Genomic DNA, 22644 nt, shown 5'->3' with positions numbered 1-22644 from the left:
AGCCTCATTGTTTTAGCTTCGCCTGCCGGTTACGACGACCAACGGGAGCCCAATCGAGCGCCCCTACCCGCCATAGGTAGACAAGACCTGCCAACAGAATTGCTATGAAAACGAGCGCTTCGGCGAAGCCGGTCCAGCCGCTTTCGCGGACGGACACAGACCAGGCGTACAGAAAGAGGGCTTCGATATCGAAAATCACGAACAGCATCGCGACCAGATAGAATTTCGCGGAGAGACGCAGGCGGGCGCCGCCTGTGGGCAGCATGCCGGATTCGAACGGTTCGTTCTTGCTACGGCCCCAGGCTTTGGAACCGAGCAGGCTGGAAAGGCCAAGCATGAAGGCACAGAGGCCGATGACGCCCAAAAGGAAAATGGCGAAGCCCCAGTTGTGGGCAATCAAACCTGTCGATTCGGACATGCTGGCAATCCTTAGCAGAGAACAGCGGTCTCTGAGCTTGAAAAGAAGTAGAGGCAGTGACGATATGTCGCAGTGCGATCAATTCCGGGATTTTATGTGCAAAAGAAGGGCAAGTAAATTTTCTAAATCAAATTTATTCACCGCATTAATGAGCCAGGTCACGGTTTTGGCGCGCGGGCCCGCGGCCCGCGGGGATTAGGGGGCATCTGGTTAATTATGTTTCCCGTAAACGGTAATGAACCACGCCAAGCTTAAATGATAATTAATATCATTTAAAAGGTCGCTTATGTGCGGTTCCGAAAACATGAGAGAAGTTGAGGATGTTGCATCCGTCAAATGAAAGGATTGGGAGCGGGGCATTTGAAGCGTCATTCAATTCAAATGACCGGGTCCGCGCTCGATAACCTACCTTTCGATTGGGTCATCGAGCGCAGAGCCTCACCAGTCACCCGAGGCGGGGGCTGTGAGGTAGCACTCAGTGGAACTGTTCTTCTTCGGTCGAGCCGGTGAGTGCGGTGACCGAGGACTGGCCACCCTGGATGACGGTGGTCATGTCGTCGAAGTAGCCGGTGCCCACTTCCTGCTGGTGCGCAACGAAGGTATAGCCCTTGGCCGCATCCGCGAACTCTTGCTCCTGCAGTTTCACGTAGGCGGTCATGTCATTGCGGGCGTAATCGTGGGCCAGGTTGAACATGCTGTGCCACATGTTGTGAATGCCCGCCAGGGTGATGAACTGATGCTTGTAGCCCATCGCCGACAGCTCGCGTTGGAATTTGGCGATAGTCGTGTCGTCCAGGTTTTTCTTCCAGTTGAAAGAAGGCGAGCAGTTGTAGGACAACAGTTGGTCCGGGTATTCCTTTTTGATCGCTTCGGCGAAGCGGCGAGCTTCGTCCAGGTCGGGTTTGGCCGTTTCGCACCAGATCAGGTCGGCGTAGGGAGCATACGCCAGGCCGCGGGCGATGGCCTGGTCCAGGCCTGCGCGAACCTTGTAGAAGCCTTCAGGCGTACGGGTTCCGGTCACGAAGGGCTGGTCGTACGGGTCGCAGTCCGATGTCAGCAGGTCGGCCGCGTTGGCATCGGTGCGCGCCAGGATGATGGTCGGCACCCCAGCCACGTCGGCGGCCAGGCGAGCGGCAATCAGCTTCTGCACGGCTTCTTGAGTAGGGACCAGCACCTTGCCACCCATATGACCGCATTTCTTCACCGAAGCCAGTTGGTCTTCGAAGTGAACGCCGGCGGCACCCGCTTCGATCATGCTCTTCATCAACTCATAGGCGTTCAGCACGCCACCGAAGCCGGCTTCGGCGTCTGCCACGATCGGTGCGAAGTAATCGATATAGCCCTCGTCGCCGGGGTTTTTACCGGCTTTCCACTGGATCTGGTCGGCCCGACGGAACGAGTTGTTGATGCGCTTGACCACTGTCGGGACCGAGTCGACCGGGTACAGCGATTGGTCGGGGTACATCGACTCGGCCGAGTTATTGTCGGCCGCCACCTGCCAGCCAGACAGATAGATTGCCTGGATGCCCGCTTTGACCTGCTGCACCGCCTGGCCGCCTGTCAGCGCACCCATGCAGTTGACGAAATCCTTGTCGGGACGAAAGGACGGTTTGGCGCCCTGCGTCACGAGATTCCACAGTTTTTCAGCGCCCATTTTCGCCAGCGTATGTTCAGGCTGGATCGAGCCACGGAGGCGGACGACGTCAGCAGCGGAGTAGGTGCGGGTCACGCCTTTCCAGCGTGGGTTCTCGGCCCAGTCTTTCTCGATGGCTGCAATTTGTTGTTCGCGTGTCAGTGCCATGGGGTAAACCTCGTCGCTTGGTCTTGTGGGTCTTGAGGTGAAGCGGTTTGAGTTGTCAGCGCCCGAACTTTCTTGAGGGCGCACGTCAGGGTGCTCACTGAATCGGAAAGCAGGTATTCGCTGGTCTGGATTGTGGTCGCCTTCGCGATGGCGCGGCGATACTGCGGCCTTTTGGGCTAAAAGACGCTAACTTGCTCGATCTGGTAGGTATCAAGCGAGATCCGGAGGCTTTCTGTGCTGCCCCTGATCAGTGAGTGCGAGGCCATCATGCCTCGGCATTTTTGCGCCGTCAAACACTTTGTAGTGATTATTTTAAGGCACTACATCTTTCGTCTAATACGACTCATCAGTCAGTTTCGGGCCTTCGAGTGTTGGAACGGGAGAGTCCGCAGTAATACTGGGTGGTCACCGGGGAGGGAGGATATGTAGTGGATTTTTCAGCACTACATAATCATCAGGAGTGAACGCAATCCTTGTAGGTGCGCACGACCAGTGCGAGGCCGCGATCGGCTGCGAAGCAGTCGTAAATCGGGTGATGGTGATGTGTCAGAAGTAGCGGAGATTCAGGACTTGCTGCCGCATCGGTGGGGCGCGACCTCGCGCCGGTCGCGGCCTCGCGGTGCTCGTGCGCTCCTACAGAATCGGGTGCGGTCGCGCGTCCAGCGCAGATCCAGATGGTAGGAGCGGTCGTCAGTTCACGGAGGGGGATGGCTTAATCGAGGCTGTCGACCTTCACCCGCAGGGTCATGTCGTCGCGGCCTTGTGTGGCGTAGCGACGGGTGATGCCATGCTCGTCGGCGCGCGACTGATCGCTGACGCCTGCCAGGGTGATCCATTCCCCGAGGCGCCCACTGACTTGAGTGTCGGTGCTCTGCACCTTGATCGCATCGGCCTGCTGCTGGCTCATGCGGTCGTTGTTCGTGCTGATGCTCAGATGAACGATATCCCCTGTGACTGTCGCGGTCACATAGAAGCCCCGGGTGACGTTGCGGTATTGGGTGTTGGTCTGGGCGTAGCCGTAGGAATCGGTCTGGACGCTGGTGATCGGAATGCTTTGCCCCACCTGGATCAGGGCGGGCGTGCCCTCATTGGCCTGGACCTGCTGCAGGCCGCCATCGCGGCTGGCGGTGCCGTAGTCGATGATGCGCGTCTTGCCATCCGCGCTGATCTGGCCGTTTTGCGAACGAACGGTGCCGTTTACCGAATACCCTTGATCGTTCTGGATGCTGTTGTCGCTGGTGTCGACGCTGATCAGCAGGCGCTTGGCGGCCACGTCTAGTTGCGACAGCAATCCCTTGAGTTCATCGATCTTCCCGGGCTCGGCATTGACGATGAGTTTGTTGCCGTAGGCGTTGACGCTGCCCTCGTTGCCCAGAAAAGCTTTCACCGTGGGCATTAGGTCGTCGCTGGTGCGGTAATTCAGAGGGATGACCTCGGTGGCCGCGGCGGCCGTGAAGCTGCAGGCCAACAGCAGTGCAGCGAGCAGAGTGCGTAATGACATCGGTGTAATCTCCACGAAGGGACGCGTCAAAAGCGTTGAGTGTGCCAGTTTGTCGGCCTGTGCAGCGGCAAATTGAATTGCAGACAGCAGAACGCCCCGTGTTTGCGTTCAGCATAGCGAGCTGAGACGGTCACGACGGGGCGTTTGGCTGCATCAAGGCTTTTCAGCGAGCGCTGCGCACCATGTACACGTGGGGCAGGCCGGCTTCAAGAAACTCGTCGCTGACCACGGTGAAGCCCGAGCGCTCGTAAAACGCCGTGGCGTGTACCTGAGCGCTGAGTTTCTGCTCCTGCAGGTCACGATGTTCGGCTTCGGCAATGACTGCTTTGAGCAGTGCGTCGCCGACGTGCAGGCCGCGCCAGTCCTTGAGCACCGAAAGCCGGCCGATTTCACCGTCCGGCAGGAGGCGTGCGGTGCCGACCGGATAATCGCCTTCCAACGCCAGAAAGTGGAGGGCGCCTGCATCTTCGGGATCCCACTCCAGCTCGGGCGGGACCGACTGTTCAGCGATGAACACCGCTTCTCGAATACGTCGGATATCGGCGTTGTCTTTCTGCCAGTCGGCCAAGCGCACGCGGATCTTATTCATCGGCGAATCCCAGACTTCCTTGTTTGACCAGTTCGCAGAGCAGGCTGCGGCCGTCTTCGTCGCTTAGCCATTTGCCCAGGTTATCGGTATGCAGAGCATCGGCTGCACACACCAGCTTCAGCAGTTCGCGAAGATGGCCTGGCAGCAGGCGACTCTGGCCGCTGGCGAACAGCAGCAGGTCGTCGTCGACTTCGGACCAAGCCAATCGCGCGCTCGGATTGCGAATCAGGATCGCGCCTTGTTCCAGGCTGTCGAGCAACTCTGCTTCGTCCAGCTCCGGGCCGGTGACCAGCTCCGGGTAGCGCGGCTCGGTCATGAACTGGCCGAACCAGGTCAGCAGAAGCCGCTCGTCGCCCATGTGCTCGGCCAGCAGCGCCTTGAGACGGTCCAGTGCATCGCGCTGAATCTGGTGGGGATCGCTGGGCGGCTGAGCGTCGGCGTCGGTGTAGCGTTCCTCATCCGAGATGAACTGGCTGAGGAAGTCGGTGAAGTGGGTCAACACTTCCGCAGCGCTCGGGGCGCGGAAACCGACCGAATAAGTCAGGCAATCGTCGACGGCCACGCCCCAATGGGCCAGGCGCGGCGGCAGGTAAAGCATGTCGCCTGGCTCCAGTGTCCATTCGTCGCTCCCTTGGAAGTCGGCCAGGATGCGCAGGTCGGCGTGCTCGATCAGAGGGCTTTCGCTGTCGCACATCTGCCCGATTTTCCAATGACGCTTGCCGTGGCCCTGCAGAAGAAACACGTCGTAGTTGTCGAAGTGCGGGCCCACACTGCCGCCGGGCGCTGCGTAGCTGATCATCACATCATCGATGCGCCAGCTTGGCAGGAAGCGGAAACTGTCCAGCAACTCGCCCACTTCAGGCACGAACTGATCGACCGCCTGCACCAGCAGGGTCCATTCGGTTTCCGGCAGCTTGCTGAATTCTTCCTCCGCGAACGGGCCGCGACGCATTTCCCATGGGCGCACGCCGTTCTCAATGATCAGGCGTGACTCGACTTCTTCTTCCAGCGCCAGGCCTGCCAGTTCATCCGGATCGATCGGGCTTTCAAACTCCGGAATGGCCTGACGGATCAGCAGTGGTTTTTTCTGCCAATAATCGCGCAGAAACTCGCGGGCCGTGATGCCGCCCAGCAGCTGAAGAGGGATATCAGGATTCATGTGTAACCTATTGAAAAAAGATGTTTTCAGACCGGAATGAAAACGCCCGGCTTGGCCGGGCGTCAGAGCGGCGGCCTTGGGTCAGATGCGTTGGGCTTGCGCCACGGCGTTGCCGATGTAATTGGCCGGGGTGAGCTTTTTCAACTCGGCTTTGGCTTCGGCCGGCATGTCCAGTCCATCGATGAAGATCAGCAGCGCGTCCGGGCTGATGCCTTTACCCCGGGTCAGCTCTTTGAGCTTCTCGTACGGGTTCTCGATGTTGTAACGGCGCATCACGGTCTGGATCGGCTCGGCGAGCACTTCCCAGCAGGCGTCAAGGTCGGCGGCGATACGCTGTTCGTTCAGTTCCAGCTTACCGATGCCTTTGAGGCTCGCCTCATAGGCGATCACGCTGTGGGCGAAACCCACGCCCAGATTGCGCAGTACGGTGGAGTCGGTCAGGTCGCGCTGCCAGCGGGAAATCGGCAGCTTGCTCGCCAGGTGCTGGAACAGCGCATTCGCGATGCCCAGATTGCCCTCGGAGTTTTCGAAGTCGATGGGGTTGACCTTGTGCGGCATGGTCGACGAGCCGATTTCGCCGGCAACGGTCTTCTGCTTGAAGTAGCCGAGGGAGATGTAACCCCAGATGTCGCGGTCGAAGTCGATCAGGATGGTGTTGAAGCGCGCAATGGCGTCGAACAGCTCGGCAATGTAGTCGTGCGGTTCGATCTGGGTGGTGTACGGGTTGAACGTCAGGCCCAGTTCGTCTTCGATCAGGGCGCGAGCGTTGGCTTCCCAGTCGACGTCCGGATAGGCCGAAAGGTGCGCGTTGTAGTTGCCGACGGCGCCGTTGATCTTGCCCAGCAGCGGGACGGCCGCCACCTGAGCGATCTGGCGCTCCAGGCGGTAGACCACGTTGGCCAGTTCCTTGCCGAGGGTGGTCGGCGAGGCAGGCTGGCCATGGGTGCGCGACAGCATCGGCACAGCGGCGAAGCGGATCGCCAGTTCGCGGATGGCGTCGGCGATCTGGCGCATCAGCGGCAGCAGTACCGTGTCGCGGCCTTCGCGCAGCATCAGCGCATGGGACAGGTTGTTGATGTCTTCGCTGGTGCAGGCGAAGTGAATGAATTCGCTGACCTTGGCCAGTTCCGGCAACTTGGCCGCCTGCTCCTTGAGCAAGTATTCGATGGCCTTGACGTCATGGTTGGTGGTGCGCTCGATCTCTTTGACGCGCTCGGCATGCTCCAGGGCAAAGTCGTCTGCCAGTGCATCGAGGATGGCGTTGGCCTCGGCGGAGAACGCCGGGACTTCGGAGATTTGCGGGTGAGCCGCCAGGCGCTGGAGCCAGCGGACCTCGACGAGGGCGCGGAAACGGATCAGGCCGTATTCGCTGAAGATGGGGCGCAAGGCCTGGGTTTTGCCGGCGTAGCGGCCGTCAACAGGGGAAACCGCAGTGAGCGAAGAAAGCTGCATGGGGTGCTCTCGGACAGTCGGGCAACGAAATGGGGCGCGTATCATACATGAAAAAACGGCGCAGCCGAGGGCGGATGGCCGTTGTGACGCGCGTGACGAGGATCGGTGGTGGCGTTCGCAGGGGGTGTGACGCTCAACCGTGCATCAAGGGATACAGTTCTTTCAACAACTTGCGACGACTGATCACCAGTTGCCAGCGGTGACCGCCCACTTGTCGCCAAAGTCGAGCGCAGCGAATGCCGGCCAGCAACAGTGCGCGAATTTTGGAGGCGTTGTTGGGTTGCTGGAGGTTGCGCATGTCGCCATGGACCTGAATCCGCTGGCGCAAGGTGCTCAGCGTGTCCTGGTACAGCGCACCGGTGGCGGCAATCACGTTCTCATGCACGATGCCGAAGTGTTCGACCTGCGACTGGATCTGCGGCAGGCGCTTGCCAATGGTGTCCAGCATGTCGTCACGCTTGGCGAGCTGCCGCTCCAGGCCGAGCATGGCCAGGGCGTAACGCAACGGTTCGCGCTGCAAGGTGCCCGGGTCGCGCTCCAGTGCGCTGGCAAGGGCGCGGTAGCCCTCGCGAAGGTTCAGGTCGTCGCCACCGAAGACGTCGAGCGTATCCTTGGGGTCCATCACCAGCAGGCCGCCCAGCAGGCAGCCGACCGCCGCTTCGCCGGCCTGGCCGGTCTTTGCGATCCGGTCCACCAGTACAGCAGCCTGAAACACACCGCCCAAGGCGGTCAGTTGCTCTTGAATCGGACTCATCAATGCGTGTCCTTGCTGTACCAGGGTTCTGCCGCTTCGATGACGCCGCCACCCAGGCAGACTTCACCGTCATAAAACACCACCGACTGACCAGGCGTGACGGCCCGTTGCGGCTCGTCGAAAACAGCGCGGTACCCGGACTCGGTACGCTCGAGCGTGCAGCGCTGGTCGGCCTGACGGTAACGGACCTTGGCGGTCAGGTGGCGCGGTGTGCTCAGGTCCACAGGGTTGACCCAGTAGATTTCCGAAGCGAGCAGGGCGCGTGAGAACAGCCGGGGGTGCTCGTTGCCCTGGCCGACGATCAGCACGTTGTGGGCCAGGTCTTTCTCGAGTACGTACCACGGCTCGTCGCCGGCGTCCTTGAGACCGCCGATCCCCAGCCCCTGACGCTGCCCGATGGTGTGGTACATCAGGCCGGCGTGGCGGCCGATAACCTCGCCCTCGGTGGTTTTGATCTCGCCCGGTTGTGCGGGCAGGTATTGCTTGAGGAAGTCGGTGAAGCGGCGCTCGCCAATGAAGCAGATGCCGGTGGAGTCTTTCTTCTTGGCGGTTGCCAATGCGTATTTCTCGGCAATGGCGCGCACTTCAGGCTTTTCCAGCTCGCCGACCGGGAACAGGGTCTTGGCAATCTGTTCGCCCGCGACGGCATGCAAGAAATAACTCTGGTCCTTGTTCGGGTCCAGGCCCTTGAGCAATTCGGTGCGGCCATCGATGTCCCGACGGCGCACGTAGTGGCCGGTGGCGATCAGATCTGCACCCAGCATGAAGGCGTAATCGAGGAACGCTTTGAACTTGATCTCACGGTTGCACAGGATGTCCGGGTTTGGCGTACGGCCGGCCTTGTACTCCTCGAGGAAGTGCTCGAAGACGTTATCCCAGTATTCCGCAGCGAAGTTTACCGTGTGCAGCTTGATGCCGATGCGGTCGCACACGGCCTGGGCATCCGCCAGGTCGTCCATGGCGGTGCAATATTCCGTTCCATCGTCTTCTTCCCAGTTCTTCATGAACAGGCCTTCCACCTGATACCCCTGCTCCATGAGCAGAAGGGCGGAGACCGAAGAATCCACGCCGCCGGACATGCCGACGATGACGCGTTTCTTTTCTGGTTTGGAAAAGGCTGAATCAGACATAGGGTTTCGGTGAGTCGTCTGGAAAAGGACGCGATTCTATCAGGGAGTCAGCGCCAAGGCTAAAAGCTATTCAGTTGCGCACCACGTCCAGGCTGTGGACCGGGCCGGTGAGGTAGTCATCCAGGCATTCCAGTACCAGATGGCTGCGCCAGCGTTCAGGTTGAGCGGCCAGTTCGTCACGAGTGAGCCAGTGTGCTGCGACGATGCCGGTGTCCAGTGGGCGGTCCGGGTGGTGGCGGGTGGCCCGCGCGGCGAAGCAGACACGCTGGTAGGTGACGCCATTGCTCGGTGCGGTGTACAGGTAAATGCCGACTACGCCGGTCAGTTCGACATCCCAACCGGTTTCTTCCAGCGTTTCGCGGATGGCGGCCTCACGCAAGGTTTCGGCAGGCTCAAGGTGACCCGCGGGCTGATTGAGCACGTATTTGCCGTTCTTCGATTCTTCGACGAACAGGAAGCGACCGTCATCCTCGACGATGGTCGCGACAGTGATGTGGGGTTGCCAGGTCATTCGATGCGTCCTTTCACGGCGAAGGGGGTGAGCTAATCCAGAAGCACGAACCCCGGCGCGAGGCCGGGGTTCGTGTGGAGCGTGACGACCTTACTTCAGCGAGCTGATCGCGTCGTTCAGGGTTTTGCTCGGGCGCATGGCCTTGCTGGCCAGCTCTGGTGTGGCGAAGTAGTAACCGCCGATGTCCAGAGGCTTGCCTTGCACGCCATTGAGCTCGGCAACGATGGTGGCTTCGTTGTCGGTCAGGGTCTTGGCCAGAGGCGCGAACTTGGCGGCCAGGGCGGCGTCTTCCGTCTGGGCTGCCAGGGCTTGCGCCCAGTAAGTGGCCAGATAGAAGTGGCTGCCGCGGTTGTCGATGCCACCGACTTTGCGCGATGGCGACTTGTTGTTGTCCAGGAACTGGCCGGTGGCCTTGTCCAGGGCAGTCGCCAGCACCAACGCTTTAGGGTTGTTGTAGACGTTGCCCAAGTGTTCCAGCGAAGCAGCCAAGGCCAGGAATTCACCCAGCGAGTCCCAGCGCAGGAAGTTTTCTTCGTTGAGCTGCTGGACGTGCTTGGGTGCCGAACCGCCAGCGCCGGTTTCGAACAGGCCCCCGCCGTTCATCAGAGGAACGATCGACAGCATCTTGGCACTGGTGCCCAGTTCCATGATCGGGAACAGGTCGGTCAGGTAGTCGCGCAGCACGTTGCCGGTCACCGAGATGGTGTCCTTGCCGGCACGGATGCGCTCCAGGGAGACCTTCATGGCCTCGACAGGCGACTTGATGCTGATGTCCAGGCCGTTGGTGTCGTGATCCTTGAGATACTGCTCGACCTTCTTGATCATTACGGCGTCGTGGGCGCGCTGAGGGTCCAGCCAGAAAATCGCCGGGGTGTTGCTCAGGCGCGAGCGGTTGACCGCCAGCTTGACCCAGTCCTGAATCGGCGCGTCTTTGGTCTGGCACATGCGCCAGATGTCACCGGCCTCGACAGTCTGCTCCATCAGGACCTGGCCTTTGTCGTCGGTGACGCGGACGACGCCGTCGGTTTCGATCTGGAAGGTCTTGTTGTGCGAGCCGTATTCTTCTGCTTTCTGCGCCATCAGGCCAACGTTCGGCACGCTGCCCATGGTGGTCGGGTCGAAGGCGCCGTGCTTCTTGCAGTCTTCGATGACCGCCTGGTAGATGGTGGCGTAGCAGCGATCCGGAATCAGCGCCTTGGTGTCCTGCAGCACGCCTTCGCTGTTCCACATCTTGCCGGAGTCACGAATCATGGCAGGCATCGAGGCGTCGACGATGACGTCGCTCGGTACGTGCAGGTTGGTGATGCCTTTGTCGGAGTTGACCATCGCCAGAGGAGGGCGGGTCGCGTAGACCGCTTTGACGTCCGCTTCGATCTGCGCCTGCTGATCGGCTGGCAGGTCCTTGATGCGGGCGTACAGGTCGCCGATGCCGTTATTGAGGTTGAAGCCGATTTCCTTCAGGACTTCGGCGTGCTTCTGCAGCGCATCCTGATAGTACTCAGCGACGATTTCGCCAAACATGATCGGGTCGGAAACCTTCATCATGGTGGCTTTCAAGTGCACGGAGAAGAGCACGCCTTGCTGCTTGGCGTCTTCGATTTCCTTGGCCACGAAAGCACGTAGGGCTTTCTTGCTCATGACCGCGCAGTCGATGACTTCGCCGGCCAGGACCGAGGTCTTGTCTTTCAGCACGGTGCTGCTGCCGTCTTTGCCGACCAGCTCGATCTTCACGGCGCCGGCCGCTTCGATCAGCGCGGATTTTTCGCTGCCGTAGAAATCGCCGTTGTCCATATGGGCCACGTGAGACTTGGAGTCTGCAGACCATGCGCCCATTTTATGAGGGTGCTTGCGCGCGTAGTTCTTGACCGACAGCGGCGCACGACGATCGGAGTTACCTTCACGCAGGACAGGGTTCACGGCGCTGCCTTTGACTTTGTCGTAGGCGGCTCGGGCGGCCTTGTCAGCTTCGGTGACGACTTCGTCCGGATAATCCGGCACATCGTAGCCCTTGGCCTGCAGCTCCTTGATGGCCGCTTTCAGTTGCGGCACCGAGGCGCTGATGTTCGGCAGCTTGATGATGTTCGCTTCCGGCTTGGTCGCCAGCTCGCCCAGTTCGGCCAGATCATCGGAAACCTTCTTGTCGCCCAGGCGCTCGGGGAAGCCAGCCAGGATGCGGGCGGCGAGCGAGATGTCGCGGGTTTCGACGGTGATGTCGGCGGAAGCGGTGAACGCTTCGACGATGGGAAGCAGTGAGTAGGTGGCGAGGGCAGGAGCTTCGTCGGTGAAGGTATAGATGATCTTCGAGCGGTTGGACATTTTTCGGAATACTCTCTTCTTTGCTGAGCGTACACAAAATTTCGAGATGCGCAGGGTAGGCACTTTCGCCCAGATATCAATGAGCCGAAAGTCGAGAATTTCGTCGCGTGATATGGGGTGCATCAGTCGAGCGTCAAGCGGTTGAACCCTGGTAAGAGTCCAGCCTCTGGAGGGCTGAAAGTCTCGTTTCAGATGGTCCGGCCCCCAATGACCCTGTGGTCACCGGCGGCGAGTATACCACCGGTCCCGACCATTCATACGATAGTCGTGTGAACGCTTGACACTCGCGTGGAACCTTTCAGCGCCCCGTCTGGCATTGCGAAATCCGGCCAAAAGTCTACAGCCCCCGCCCCGCGTGGCCTGCGGCAGCCTGTCGCAGGTCGCGACGTGCCGTGATCGGCGATCTGGCCCGCAGTCGATTTTCGACTAAAGGAGCACTCCTTTGCCTTCAGGAGTGTCGCCGGCGAGGGCCATCGGCGGGCATGGAAAAGATCAGCGATGGAATAAAGGACGAAAAAAAGCCGGTCAGCCCTTTCGGGCTTGACCGGCTTCGATCGGTCTCGCGCTTGAACGGTCCGGCTCAGGCGTGATCTTTGCTGTGTTCCTGGTGCATGTCGTGTACAGGGGTGGGTTCTTTGGTCGCGACGACTTGAGTGCTGATATTGACGGCATGCAGGCCCTTCGGCCCCTGGACGATATTGAAACTGACCGGCTGCCCGGCTTTGAGTGTCCTATAACCGTCCATAATGATAGCCGAGTAGTGAGCGAACAGGTCCTCGGACTTGCCGTCTTCAACGATGAAGCCATACCCCTTGGCGTTGTTAAACCACTTGACCTTACCGCTTAGCATAGTCACATCCCTCTGCAAAGGACTCCGATGGGAGTATCATCACCTCTCATCCGCCGGACCTAAAAAATTTTGGTTGACTGCGCGGACCCTTTTTACCCAATGTGGGTTCTATTGTTTGTAACACCGTTTAGCCGTTAGTCAAGCTCATGTGGCAGTCCAATCGATAACGTGCATGATCATGACCAATCTATTTAATTTCGGCCCCAGCGAACCTTCTTTACCATGCATGCAATGAGCAAGATTCGACTAACATTCAATCAGGATGACTCGCAGCCCCACGACGACGAGGCGGCGGGCATCGCGGTGCAGGAAGCCAAGCCGATATTGCAGGTGCCGCCGATGTACAAGGTGGTTTTGTTCAACGACGACTACACCCCGATGGATTTCGTGGTCGAAGTGCTCGAGGTGTTTTTCAACCTGAATCGTGAGCTGGCGACCAAGGTCATGCTGGCCGTCCATACAGAGGGACGGGCAGTGTGCGGATTGTTTACCCGCGACATCGCCGAGACCAAGGCAATGCAGGTCAACCAATACGCCAGGGAAAGCCAGCATCCGCTACTCTGTGAAATCGAGAAGGACGGTTAACGCCGGACACTTGGGTAAGAGGTGAAGCTATGTTAAACCGTGAGCTCGAAGTCACCCTCAATCTGGCTTTCAAGGAGGCCCGCTCCAAACGTCATGAATTCATGACCGTCGAGCACCTTCTGCTGGCCTTATTGGACAATGAGGCTGCCGCCACTGTACTGCGTGCCTGCGGCGCGAACCTCGACAAACTCAAACACGACCTTCAGGAGTTCATCGACTCCACCACGCCGCTGATCCCTGTCCATGATGAGGATCGCGAGACCCAACCTACCCTGGGCTTCCAGCGCGTCCTGCAGCGTGCCGTGTTTCATGTGCAGAGCTCCGGCAAGCGTGAAGTCACTGGCGCAAACGTGCTGGTGGCGATCTTCAGTGAGCAGGAGAGCCAGGCGGTGTTTCTGCTCAAGCAGCAAAGCGTTGCTCGCATCGATGTCGTCAACTATATCGCCCACGGCATCTCCAAGGTGCCCGGGCATGGCGATCACTCTGAAGGTGAACAAGATATGCAGGACGACGAGGGCGGCGAGTCTTCTTCTTCGGGCAATCCTCTGGATGCCTATGCCAGCAACCTGAACGAGCTGGCCCGGCAGGGCCGTATCGATCCTCTTGTCGGTCGCGAGCTGGAAGTCGAGCGTGTCGCTCAAATCCTCGCGCGTCGTCGCAAGAACAACCCGCTACTGGTCGGTGAAGCCGGCGTCGGTAAAACCGCCATCGCCGAGGGGCTCGCCAAGCGCATCGTGGACAATCAGGTCCCCGATCTGCTGGCCAGCAGTGTCGTTTACTCGCTGGACCTTGGCGCGCTGTTGGCTGGCACCAAGTACCGGGGTGATTTCGAGAAGCGCTTCAAAGCACTGCTCGGGGAATTGAAAAAGCGCCCCCACGCGATCCTGTTCATCGATGAAATCCACACCATCATCGGCGCAGGTGCGGCTTCTGGCGGCGTCATGGACGCGTCCAACCTGCTCAAACCCTTGCTGTCCTCCGGTGATATCCGGTGCATCGGCTCGACCACGTTCCAGGAGTTCCGCGGCATCTTCGAAAAAGACCGTGCATTGGCGCGGCGCTTCCAGAAAGTCGACGTCACCGAGCCTTCCGTCGAGGACACCATCGGCATCCTGCGCGGCCTCAAGGGTCGATTCGAGCAGCATCACAATATCGAGTACAGCGATGAGGCGCTGCGCGCCGCCGCTGAGCTGGCTTCGCGCTACATCAACGACCGCCACATGCCGGACAAGGCCATCGATGTCATCGACGAGGCGGGTGCTTTCCAGCGCCTGCAACCGGCCGATCTGCGCGTGAAGCGGATCGACGTGCCTCAGGTTGAAGACATCGTGGCCAAGATTGCGCGCATTCCTCCAAAACACGTCAACAGTTCCGACAAGGAATTGCTGCGCAACCTGGAGCGCGATCTCAAGCTGACGGTATTTGGTCAGGATGCGGCTATCGATTCACTGTCCACCGCGATCAAACTGTCTCGCGCCGGATTGAAATCGCCTGACAAGCCGGTGGGTTCGTTCCTTTTCGCCGGTCCGACCGGCGTCGGGAAGACCGAAGCGGCGCGTCAGTTGGCCAAGGCGTTGGGGATCGAGCTGGTCCGTTTCGACATGTCCGAATACATGGAGCGTCATACCGTATCGCGTCTGATCGGTGCGCCGCCGGGGTATGTCGGCTTCGATCAGGGCGGTCTGTTGACCGAAGCGATCACCAAGCAGCCGCATTGCGTGCTGTTGCTCGACGAAATCGAGAAGGCGCATCCAGAAGTCTTCAATCTGCTGCTGCAGGTCATGGACCATGGGACGCTCACCGACAACAACGGTCGCAAGGCGGACTTCCGCAACGTGATCATTATCATGACCACCAATGCGGGCGCGGAAACCGCGGCACGTGCTTCGATCGGCTTCACCCATCAGGACCACTCGTCCGATGCGATGGAAGTCATCAAGAAGAGCTTCACGCCAGAGTTCCGTAACCGTCTGGACACCATCATTCAATTCGGTCGCCTCAGCCACGAAGTCATCAAGAGCGTGGTGGACAAGTTCCTCACCGAGCTTCAGGCGCAACTGGAAGACAAGCGTGTTCAACTGGAAGTCTCCGACGCAGCGCGCAGTTGGCTGGCGGAGGGCGGCTACGATGCGCAAATGGGTGCTCGCCCGATGGCGCGCCTCATTCAGGACAAGATCAAGCGTCCTCTTGCCGAGGAGATTCTCTTCGGCGAGTTGTCCGAACATGGCGGCGTGGTTCACGTCGACTTCAAGGATGGCGAGATAACGTTCGAGTACGAGACCACGGCGGAATTGGCCTGACGTTTCGCTGCTACAAAGCAAAAAGGCGCCAATTGGCGCCTTTTTTCTTTAACTGCCGTAGGAGCGCGCTTGCCCGCGATTGCGGTGTGTCAGCGACGGAATATTTACCCGATAAACCGCAATCGCGGGCAAACGCGCTCCTACAATGCGTAGCTGCTTACAAATTGTGGACAAACAAAAACGCCCGGCATGTGCCGGGCGTTTTCGTCGTAGCCTGTTAGCGGGCGCGGTAAGTGATGCGTCCTTTGCTCAGGTCATACGGCGTCAATTCAACGCGGACCTTGTCGCCGGTCAGAATACGGATGTAATTCTTGCGCATCTTGCCGGAGATGTGCGCGGTTACGACGTGCCCATTTTCCAACTCCACACGGAACATGGTGTTGGGCAGGGTGTCGACGACAGTGCCTTCCATTTCGAAGCTGTCTTCTTTCGACATGCAGTAAAGCCCTCGGTATCCAATGAATGGCCCGGTGCAAACGGCAGCCGAGCAAAAGCGGGCTGCATTGTGCCCGAAAATGAGTGATCAAGCCAAGGGATTCAGTAAAGAGTGACCCATCTTTGGTTGGTCAGCAGCTCGATGGGCCGATATTGCGTCTTATAGTTCATCTTTTTGCAGTTTTTGATCCAATAACCCAGGTACACCGCGTGCAGCTGCAAGCGAGCGGCTTCGGCTATCTGCCAAAGGATGGCGTACCGTCCCAGGCTGCGGCGCTCTTCGGAGGGTTCGTAGAAGGTGTAGACCGCGGACAGGCCATTGGGTAGCAGATCGGTCACCGCTACGGCGAGCAGGCGCCCCTCTGTGCGAAACTCGTAAAACCTTGCGAAGGGCAGGTCGCGCACCAGAAAAGTGGAAAACTGCTCCCGGCTGGGCGGGTACATATCACCATCAGCATGACGCTGCTCGATGTAGCGCTGATAGAGGTCGAAATATTCTTCGCTGAAATGCGGCTTGGCGATGGTGACTTCGATATCGGCGTTGCGCTTGAAGATACGTTTCTGCTGGCGATCGGGCACGAACAGACCAACCGGAATGCGCGCAGGCACGCAGGCGCTGCAATTCTGGCAGTGCGGGCGATAAAGATGATCGCCACTGCGACGGAACCCCATATCGGAAAGGTCGGCGTAGACCTGAACATCCATCGGCTGGCTGGGATCGAGAAACAGCGTGGTGGCTTGTTCCTCGGGCAGGTAGCTGCAGGAGTGGGGTTGAGTGGCATAAAACTTAAGCCGCGCCAGCTCGGTCATGATCAACCCTCGAGAAAACGTTAGCTAGAGTGTATGCCAGCGGAATCAAACTCGCCTAGGCAACCAGTCGGCAGAGTGTGTGAGATCCAGATGTTTTTTCAGATAATCGGCGAAAAGGCTTCGCGGGATGGAGCGGGCGCCCAGGCTTTCCAGATGCCGTGTGGGCATCTGGCAGTCGATCAGGACGAAGCCCCAGCGCTTCAAGTGTTCCACCAGCGTCACAAACCCCACTTTGGAGGCGTTGTCCGCGCGGCTGAACATGGACTCGCCGAAAAACAGTTGCCCCATCGCCAGGCCATACAGCCCTCCCACCAGTTCGCCGTTTTCCCAGACTTCGACACTGTGAGCGAATCCGCGGGCGTGGAGCTCCGTATACGCGGCCTCCATCGCGCCTGTGATCCAAGTGCCATCGGCATAGGCGCGCGGTTGGGCACAGGCGCGAATGACCGCCGAAAAGTCCTGGTCGAACGTCACCTGATAGCGCTGTTGGCGCAAGAGCTTGCCCAGACTGCGCGAGACATGCAGCTCGTTCGGAAACAGCACGGTTCTAGGGTCTGGTGACCACCAGAGGATCGGCTGACCCTGCTGGTACCAGGGAAAACAGCCATGGCGATAGGCGCGTATCAAGCGGTCCGCCGACAAATCGCCGCCGCCTGCCAGCAAACCGTTGGGTTCGCGCATCGCTTTTTCCAGGGGCGGAAAGTCCAGGGTGTCGCGTTGTAACCAGGTCAGCATGAGGTTCCGGCTCTGCGAGAGGGGAGGGGAGTGTGCCAGAGCGTGCAACTACGCGGCGGGATCGCGGTCACAGGCCGTTGACTGGCACTCGTTGAGCCACTGTAAGGCAGGTTCGACTCATTCACGAGCGTCATGGCCATGGGACAGGTCTGAAATCCGGTAGAAACATGTCATAAGCTGTTGTCGGCAAAGAAAATGCGCACTGTACCGATCCGATGCCATCGATGCTTGAAGATCGGCACCGTCCACGCCAGACTATCGTGGCGTGCAGCGTGCAAATCCGTACAATGCCCGATGGTGTTCAACCTCATTTCAAATGACCTGTCGAGCGTGCGTTCACGCAAAGTGTGTCAGGGACCGGTCTGCACTTTTTCGTCGATGCAGTCGTACGTAGTCAACTATCAGATGTTCGCGCCACCGCGCAGGAATTGAAGCGTTTTGAAGAAATCCACCGCAGCACCCAGCCCCGTTCCGCTCTGGCGGCAGCATTTGCACTACCGACTCAAGGAAGGTGCACTGATCGCATTCGGCTTTTTGTGCCTGTACCTGATGATGGCGTTGCTGACGTACGACCAGACGGACCCGGGCTGGAGCCATACCAGCAGCTCGCTGCAGGTGCAGAACGCTGCAGGTCGCGCCGGGGCGTTCGCCGCCGACATCCTGTTCATGGTGCTGGGCTACTTTGCCTACATTTTCCCTATCCTGCTGGGCGTCAAGGCCTACCAGGTGTTTCGTCATCGGCATGAGCCGTGGCAGTGGAGCGGCTGGCTGTTCTCCTGGCGCATGATCGGTCTGGTGTTTCTCATCTTGGCGGGTGCGGCATTGGCGCATCTGCATTTCCATTCCATGTCCGGCCTTCCGGGGTCGGCTGGCGGGGTGCTCGGAGAGGTATTGGGCGACCTGGCCAAGCGGGCGTTGAACGTGCAGGGCAGCACCCTGCTGTTCATCGCGCTGTTCCTGTTCGGGCTGACTGTCTTCACCGATTTGTCGTGGTTCAAGGTCATGGACACCACAGGCAAGATCACACTGGACCTCTTCGAGTTGTTCCAGGGTGCGATCAATCGCTGGTGGGCTGAACGCAACGAGCGCAAGCAGATGGTTGCGCAGCTTCGCGAGGTCGACCAGCGGGTTGACGAGGTCGTGGCACCGGTCGTGCCGGATCGTCGTGAGCAGGCCAAGGCCAAGGAGCGGATCATCGAGCGCGAGCAGGCGCTGAGCGAACACATGAGTGCGCGTGAAAAGCACGTTCCCGCCGTCATCGCGCCGGCGCCTGCCAGGCCTCCAGAGCCGAGCAAACGGGTGCAGAAGGAGAAACAGGTCCCGTTGTTTGTCGACAGCGCGGTGGAAGGCACGTTGCCGCCTATCTCGATCCTCGACCCGGCCGAGAAGAAACAGCTCAATTATTCACCCGAGTCGCTGGCCGCCGTCGGCCATTTGCTGGAAATCAAGCTCAAGGAGTTCGGCGTCGAAGTGTCGGTGGATTCGATCCATCCAGGCCCGGTCATCACGCGCTACGAAATTCAGCCTGCGGCCGGCGTGAAGGTCAGCCGCATTGCCAACCTGGCCAAGGACCTTGCGCGGTCCCTGGCGGTGACCAGCGTCCGCGTGGTCGAAGTCATCCCGGGCAAGACCACCGTCGGTATCGAGATTCCAAACGAAGATCGCCAGATCGTGCGTTTCTCCGAAGTGCTGTCGACCCCGGAGTACGACAACTTCAAATCGCCCGTCACGCTGGCGCTCGGTCACGACATCGGCGGCAAGCCGATCATCACCGACCTGGCGAAGATGCCCCACCTGCTGGTGGCCGGTACGACCGGTTCCGGTAAGTCCGTGGGCGTGAACGCGATGATCCTGTCGATCCTGTTCAAATCGGGCCCGGAAGACGCCAAGCTGATCATGATCGACCCCAAGATGCTCGAGTTGTCCATCTACGAAGGCATCCCGCATTTGCTGTGCCCGGTGGTGACCGACATGAAGGACGCCGCCAATGCCCTGCGCTGGTCGGTGGCCGAGATGGAGCGTCGCTACAAGCTCATGGCCAAGATGGGGGTGCGTAACCTGTCGGGCTTCAACCACAAGATCAAGGAAGCGGAAGAGGCCGGTACGCCGATTCCTGATCCGCTGTACCACCGCGAAAGCATTCACGACGAAGCGCCACTGCTGACCAAGCTGCCGACCATCGTCGTGGTGGTCGACGAATTTGCCGACATGATGATGATCGTGGGCAAGAAGGTCGAAGAGCTGATTGCCCGTATCGCCCAGAAAGCCCGCGCCGCCGGCATCCACCTGATCCTGGCGACCCAGCGCCCGTCCGTCGACGTGATCACGGGCCTGATCAAGGCCAACATCCCGACCCGCATGGCGTTCCAGGTGTCGAGCAAGATCGACTCACGGACCATCATCGATCAGGGCGGCGCCGAGCAATTGCTGGGGCACGGGGACATGCTCTTCATGCCGCCCGGCACCAGCCTGCCGATCCGGGTCCATGGGGCCTTCGTTTCGGATGACGAAGTTCACCGCGTCGTCGAGGCGTGGAAGCTGCGGGGCACGCCGCAGTACAACGATGACATCCTCAATGGCGTCGAAGAGGCGGGCAGTGGCTTCGAAGGCGGCGGTGGTGGGGGGGGCGACGGCGATGATGCCGAGACCGATGCGCTGTATGACGAAGCGGTCAATTTCGTGCTTGAAAGCCGTCGCGCCTCGATCTCCGCAGTGCAGCGCAAGCTGAAAATCGGCTACAACCGCGCAGCGCGCATGATCGAAGCCATGGAAATGGCGGGTGTCGTGACCGCCATGAACACCAATGGCTCGCGTGAAGTGATTGCGCCTGCCCCCATGCGTGAATGACACTGCGGGTGTCGCAAGTGACTGAGTGGCGCCTCTAGGGCGCCATTCAGCGTTAATTGAACTCAAAGAGGACTCCCATGCGTCTTATCCGCATGATGTTGGTATCTGCCCTGGCTTTTTCCGCTGCTACCGCCCACGCCGACAGCAAGGACGTGGCGCGTCTGACCCAACTGCTGGAAAACTCGAAAACCTTGAGTGGGCGCTTTTCCCAATTGACCCTCGACGGTGGTGGGACCCAACTGCAGGAAACCTCCGGTGAAATGACCTTGCAACGTCCGGGCCTGTTTTACTGGCACACCGACGCGCCGCAAGAGCAACTGATGGTTTCCGATGGCAAGAAGGTTTCGTTGTGGGACCCGGATCTGGAGCAGGTGACCATCAAGACCCTCGACCAGCGCCTGACCCAAACGCCCGCCTTGCTGCTGTCGGGCGATGTGTCGAAAATCAGCGAGAGCTTCGACATCACGGCCAAAGAGGCCGGGGGTGTGATCGACTTCGTGCTCAAGCCCAAATCCAAGGACACCCTGTTCGACAACCTGCGTTTGTCCTTCCGTAACGGCATGATCAACGACATGCAATTGATCGACAGCGTCGGACAGCGCACCAATATCCTGTTCACGGGCGTCAAGGCGAACGAACCCGTCCCGGCGAGCAAATTCCAGTTCCAGATCCCGAAAGGCGCTGACGTTATTCAGGAATGAGCGTCTGCAGCGTTTTTAGGAACACAAGGTAAGAGCGTCATTGATGGACCTGTTCAGCAGCGAACCGATTGCTCAGCCCTTGGCCGCCCGTTTGCGGGCGACCAACCTGGATGAGTACGTCGGTCAACAGCACTTGCTCGCCCATGGCAAGCCCTTGCGCGAAGCGCTGGAGCAGGGCGCGCTGCATTCGATGATTTTCTGGGGGCCGCCTGGCGTGGGCAAAACCACGCTGGCGCGGCTGCTGGCGAAAGTCTCTGACGCGCACTTCGAGACTGTTTCGGCGGTGCTGGCAGGGGTCAAGGAAATCCGCCTGGCGGTCGAGGTCGCCAAGCAGCAGGCCGGGCAATACGGTCGCCGGACCATTCTGTTCGTCGATGAAGTGCATCGCTTCAATAAGTCTCAGCAGGATGCGTTTCTGCCTTACGTCGAAGACGGCACACTGATCTTCATCGGTGCCACGACCGAAAACCCCTCCTTCGAATTGAACAACGCGCTGCTTTCCAGAGCGCGGGTCTATGTGCTCAAGAGCCTCGATGAAGCAGCGCTGCGTCGGCTGGTCGACCGCGCCCTGACCGAGGAGCGTGGGCTGGGCAATCGTCACCTGAGGGTCGGCGACGAAGCGTTCGCGACGCTGCTGGCCGCAGCCGACGGTGACGGCAGGCGAATGCTCAACCTGCTGGAGAACGCGGCGGACCTGGCCGAGGACGGCGCGGAAATCGATCCCCAGTTGCTGCACAGCCTGCTGGGCGACAGCCGTCGCCGTTTCGATAAAGGCGGCGAGGCGTTCTACGATCAGATTTCGGCTCTGCACAAGTCCATCCGCGGTTCCAACCCCGACGCGGCGCTTTACTGGTTCGCCCGGATGATCGACGGCGGGTGCGACCCGCTGTACCTGGCGCGGCGGGTGGTGCGCATGGCCAGCGAAGACATCGGTAACGCCGACCCCCGGGCATTGCCGCTGTGCATGTCGGCCTGGGATGTCCAGGAGCGGCTGGGCAGTCCGGAAGGCGAACTGGCCGTGGCGCAAGCCATCGTTTATCTGGCCTGTGCGCCCAAAAGCAATGCGGTCTACACGGCGTTCAAGACGGCCATGCGCGAGGCCGCCGAATTCGGTTCGCTGGAGGTGCCGCTGCACCTGCGCAATGCCCCGACCAAGCTGATGAAACAACTGGGCTACGGTGAAGAGTACCGCTATGCCCATGACGAACCGGACGCCTACGCCGCAGGCGAGGACTATTTTCCCGAATCGCTGGAACCGCGCCAGTATTACCAGCCGGTCCCTCGTGGCCTGGAGCTCAAGATCGGCGAGAAGCTCAAACATCTGGCCGCGCTTGATCGCGCCAGCCCCCGTCAGCGGAGAAAAGAGTGATTCAGTTGATTGTTGCTGTGTCGGTGGGAGGCGTGGCTGGTACATTATTGCGCTTTGCCACGGCCAATGTGGTCGCCGCGAACTGGCCGCGCCATTTCTACACGGCGACGCTGGCCGTCAATCTGGTCGGCTGCCTGCTGATCGGTTTTCTGTACGGGCTCTTTCTGATTCGCCCGGACGTGCCGATTGAGCTGCGCGCAGGCCTGATGGTGGGATTTTTAGGTGGCTTGACGACGTTCTCGTCGTTTTCGCTGGACACGATTCGCCTGCTGGAAAGCGGGCAGGCGCCATTGGCCATCGGTTATGCATTGATCAGCGTCCTGGGCGGGCTGCTGGCGACGTGGGCCGGTCTGTCACTGACGCGAATTTTATAGACCCGAA

20 protein-coding genes are annotated in these 22644 nt (G+C 59.7%); 6 read left to right on the top strand and 14 right to left on the bottom strand.

The genetic code is table 11. The features are described 5' to 3' along the window. Nucleotides 1-4: 4 nt before the first annotated feature. The 11 genes from DBP26_RS20145 to cspD form a co-directional block, all read right to left on the bottom strand. Nucleotides 5-418 carry an NADH-quinone oxidoreductase subunit A gene (locus DBP26_RS20145; protein WP_108239282.1) on the bottom strand — a complete coding sequence of 138 codons (414 nt, stop codon included), beginning with the start codon at nt 416-418 and terminating at the stop codon, nt 5-7. 475 nt (nt 419-893) lie between these two features. Next, entirely contained in the window at nt 894-2219 is a 1326-nt protein-coding gene (aceA, locus tag DBP26_RS20140) for an isocitrate lyase (RefSeq protein ID WP_108239281.1), read from the bottom strand. Nucleotides 2220-2931: 712 nt separating this feature from the next. Further along, nucleotides 2932-3720: a secretin N-terminal domain-containing protein gene (locus tag DBP26_RS20130; RefSeq protein WP_108239279.1), complete on the bottom strand. Its 789-nt coding sequence runs from the start codon at nt 3718-3720 to the stop codon at nt 2932-2934. 163 nt (nt 3721-3883) lie between these two features. Beyond that, nucleotides 3884-4309, bottom strand: coding sequence for a GNAT family N-acetyltransferase (locus tag DBP26_RS20125; protein WP_108239278.1), 426 nt, complete (start codon nt 4307-4309; stop codon nt 3884-3886). Further along, nucleotides 4302-5468 (bottom strand): cupin domain-containing protein, encoded by a 1167-nt coding sequence (locus tag DBP26_RS20120; protein ID WP_108239277.1) that lies wholly within the window; start codon nt 5466-5468, stop codon nt 4302-4304. Before DBP26_RS20120 ends, DBP26_RS20125 begins: the two co-directional genes overlap by 8 nt. An 81-nt stretch (nt 5469-5549) precedes the next feature. Beyond that, a complete protein-coding gene (gene purB, locus DBP26_RS20115) occupies nt 5550-6920 on the bottom strand; it encodes an adenylosuccinate lyase (protein WP_108239276.1) in 1371 nt (456 codons plus the stop codon). 133 nt (nt 6921-7053) lie between these two features. Beyond that, complete coding sequence (gene hflD, locus DBP26_RS20110) at nt 7054-7674, bottom strand: high frequency lysogenization protein HflD (protein ID WP_108239275.1); 621 nt, start codon at nt 7672-7674, stop codon at nt 7054-7056. Further along, nucleotides 7674-8804 carry a tRNA 2-thiouridine(34) synthase MnmA gene (mnmA, locus tag DBP26_RS20105; protein WP_108239274.1) on the bottom strand — a complete coding sequence of 377 codons (1131 nt, stop codon included), beginning with the start codon at nt 8802-8804 and terminating at the stop codon, nt 7674-7676. The genes hflD and mnmA overlap by 1 nt, the downstream gene beginning before the upstream one ends. A gap of 70 nt (nt 8805-8874) precedes the next feature. After that, a complete protein-coding gene (locus DBP26_RS20100) occupies nt 8875-9315 on the bottom strand; it encodes an NUDIX hydrolase (protein ID WP_108239273.1) in 441 nt (146 codons plus the stop codon). Nucleotides 9316-9405: 90 nt separating this feature from the next. Continuing rightward, nucleotides 9406-11631, bottom strand: coding sequence for an NADP-dependent isocitrate dehydrogenase (locus DBP26_RS20095; protein ID WP_108239272.1), 2226 nt, complete (start codon nt 11629-11631; stop codon nt 9406-9408). A 580-nt stretch (nt 11632-12211) separates the two neighbouring features. Further along, nucleotides 12212-12487 carry a cold shock domain-containing protein CspD gene (cspD, locus tag DBP26_RS20090; protein ID WP_279890572.1) on the bottom strand — a complete coding sequence of 92 codons (276 nt, stop codon included), beginning with the start codon at nt 12485-12487 and terminating at the stop codon, nt 12212-12214. Between the two features lie 216 nt (nt 12488-12703). Between cspD and clpS the strand changes: the two genes are divergently transcribed. Beyond that, a complete protein-coding gene (gene clpS / locus DBP26_RS20085; protein ID WP_108239270.1) occupies nt 12704-13066 on the top strand; it encodes an ATP-dependent Clp protease adapter ClpS in 363 nt (120 codons plus the stop codon). 29 nt (nt 13067-13095) lie between these two features. Beyond that, nucleotides 13096-15366, top strand: coding sequence for an ATP-dependent Clp protease ATP-binding subunit ClpA (gene clpA / locus DBP26_RS20080; protein ID WP_108239269.1), 2271 nt, complete (start codon nt 13096-13098; stop codon nt 15364-15366). 217 nt (nt 15367-15583) lie between these two features. On the opposite strand, the gene infA is transcribed toward clpA, so the two are convergent. From infA to aat, 3 genes are all read right to left on the bottom strand, one after another. After that, nucleotides 15584-15802: a translation initiation factor IF-1 gene (gene infA / locus DBP26_RS20075; RefSeq protein WP_002553999.1), complete on the bottom strand. Its 219-nt coding sequence runs from the start codon at nt 15800-15802 to the stop codon at nt 15584-15586. Between the two features lie 101 nt (nt 15803-15903). Continuing rightward, the gene (locus DBP26_RS20070) at nt 15904-16611 is read right to left on the bottom strand and encodes an arginyltransferase (protein WP_108239268.1); all 708 of its coding nucleotides are present in this window, start codon (nt 16609-16611) and stop codon (nt 15904-15906) included. A gap of 45 nt (nt 16612-16656) precedes the next feature. After that, on the bottom strand, nt 16657-17346 hold the full coding sequence (aat, locus tag DBP26_RS20065) for a leucyl/phenylalanyl-tRNA--protein transferase (protein ID WP_108239267.1): 690 nt from the start codon (nt 17344-17346) through the stop codon (nt 16657-16659). A 438-nt stretch (nt 17347-17784) separates the two neighbouring features. On the opposite strand from aat, the gene DBP26_RS20060 reads away from it, so the two are divergent. The 4 genes from DBP26_RS20060 (at nt 17785) to crcB (ending at nt 22637) form a co-directional block, all read left to right on the top strand. Then, complete coding sequence (locus DBP26_RS20060) at nt 17785-20193, top strand: DNA translocase FtsK (protein ID WP_108239266.1); 2409 nt, start codon at nt 17785-17787, stop codon at nt 20191-20193. A 77-nt stretch (nt 20194-20270) separates the two neighbouring features. Next, complete coding sequence (gene lolA, locus DBP26_RS20055; protein WP_108239265.1) at nt 20271-20894, top strand: outer membrane lipoprotein chaperone LolA; 624 nt, start codon at nt 20271-20273, stop codon at nt 20892-20894. A 43-nt stretch (nt 20895-20937) separates the two neighbouring features. After that, on the top strand, nt 20938-22263 hold the full coding sequence (locus DBP26_RS20050) for a replication-associated recombination protein A (protein WP_108239264.1): 1326 nt from the start codon (nt 20938-20940) through the stop codon (nt 22261-22263). Further along, nucleotides 22260-22637: a fluoride efflux transporter CrcB gene (gene crcB / locus DBP26_RS20045; protein ID WP_108239263.1), complete on the top strand. Its 378-nt coding sequence runs from the start codon at nt 22260-22262 to the stop codon at nt 22635-22637. The genes DBP26_RS20050 and crcB overlap by 4 nt, the downstream gene beginning before the upstream one ends. The last annotated feature ends 7 nt before the right edge of the window (nt 22638-22644 follow it).

This window comes from Pseudomonas sp. RIT409 (assembly GCF_003052515.2).
Lineage (GTDB): Bacteria > Pseudomonadota > Gammaproteobacteria > Pseudomonadales > Pseudomonadaceae > Aquipseudomonas.
The sequence above is the reverse complement of the archived record's forward strand: the minus strand, read 5'-3'. Positions and strand labels throughout refer to the sequence as shown.

Bases quoted from the DNA above. Each gene is read 5' to 3' on its own strand.
- DBP26_RS20145 (WP_108239282.1), bottom strand. From the start codon at position 418: ATGTCCGAATCGACAGGTTTGATTGCCCACAACTGGGGCTTCGCCATT.
- aceA (WP_108239281.1), bottom strand. From the start codon at position 2,219: ATGGCACTGACACGCGAACAACAAATTGCAGCCATCGAGAAAGACTGG.
- DBP26_RS20130 (WP_108239279.1), bottom strand. From the start codon at position 3,720: ATGTCATTACGCACTCTGCTCGCTGCACTGCTGTTGGCCTGCAGCTTC.
- DBP26_RS20125 (WP_108239278.1), bottom strand. From the start codon at position 4,309: ATGAATAAGATCCGCGTGCGCTTGGCCGACTGGCAGAAAGACAACGCC.
- DBP26_RS20120 (WP_108239277.1), bottom strand. From the start codon at position 5,468: ATGAATCCTGATATCCCTCTTCAGCTGCTGGGCGGCATCACGGCCCGC.
- purB (WP_108239276.1), bottom strand. From the start codon at position 6,920: ATGCAGCTTTCTTCGCTCACTGCGGTTTCCCCTGTTGACGGCCGCTAC.
- hflD (WP_108239275.1), bottom strand. From the start codon at position 7,674: ATGAGTCCGATTCAAGAGCAACTGACCGCCTTGGGCGGTGTGTTTCAG.
- mnmA (WP_108239274.1), bottom strand. From the start codon at position 8,804: ATGTCTGATTCAGCCTTTTCCAAACCAGAAAAGAAACGCGTCATCGTC.
- DBP26_RS20100 (WP_108239273.1), bottom strand. From the start codon at position 9,315: ATGACCTGGCAACCCCACATCACTGTCGCGACCATCGTCGAGGATGAC.
- DBP26_RS20095 (WP_108239272.1), bottom strand. From the start codon at position 11,631: ATGTCCAACCGCTCGAAGATCATCTATACCTTCACCGACGAAGCTCCT.
- clpS (WP_108239270.1), top strand. From the start codon at position 12,704: ATGCATGCAATGAGCAAGATTCGACTAACATTCAATCAGGATGACTCG.
- clpA (WP_108239269.1), top strand. From the start codon at position 13,096: ATGTTAAACCGTGAGCTCGAAGTCACCCTCAATCTGGCTTTCAAGGAG.
- infA (WP_002553999.1), bottom strand. From the start codon at position 15,802: ATGTCGAAAGAAGACAGCTTCGAAATGGAAGGCACTGTCGTCGACACC.
- DBP26_RS20070 (WP_108239268.1), bottom strand. From the start codon at position 16,611: ATGACCGAGCTGGCGCGGCTTAAGTTTTATGCCACTCAACCCCACTCC.
- aat (WP_108239267.1), bottom strand. From the start codon at position 17,346: ATGCTGACCTGGTTACAACGCGACACCCTGGACTTTCCGCCCCTGGAA.
- lolA (WP_108239265.1), top strand. From the start codon at position 20,271: ATGCGTCTTATCCGCATGATGTTGGTATCTGCCCTGGCTTTTTCCGCT.
- DBP26_RS20050 (WP_108239264.1), top strand. From the start codon at position 20,938: ATGGACCTGTTCAGCAGCGAACCGATTGCTCAGCCCTTGGCCGCCCGT.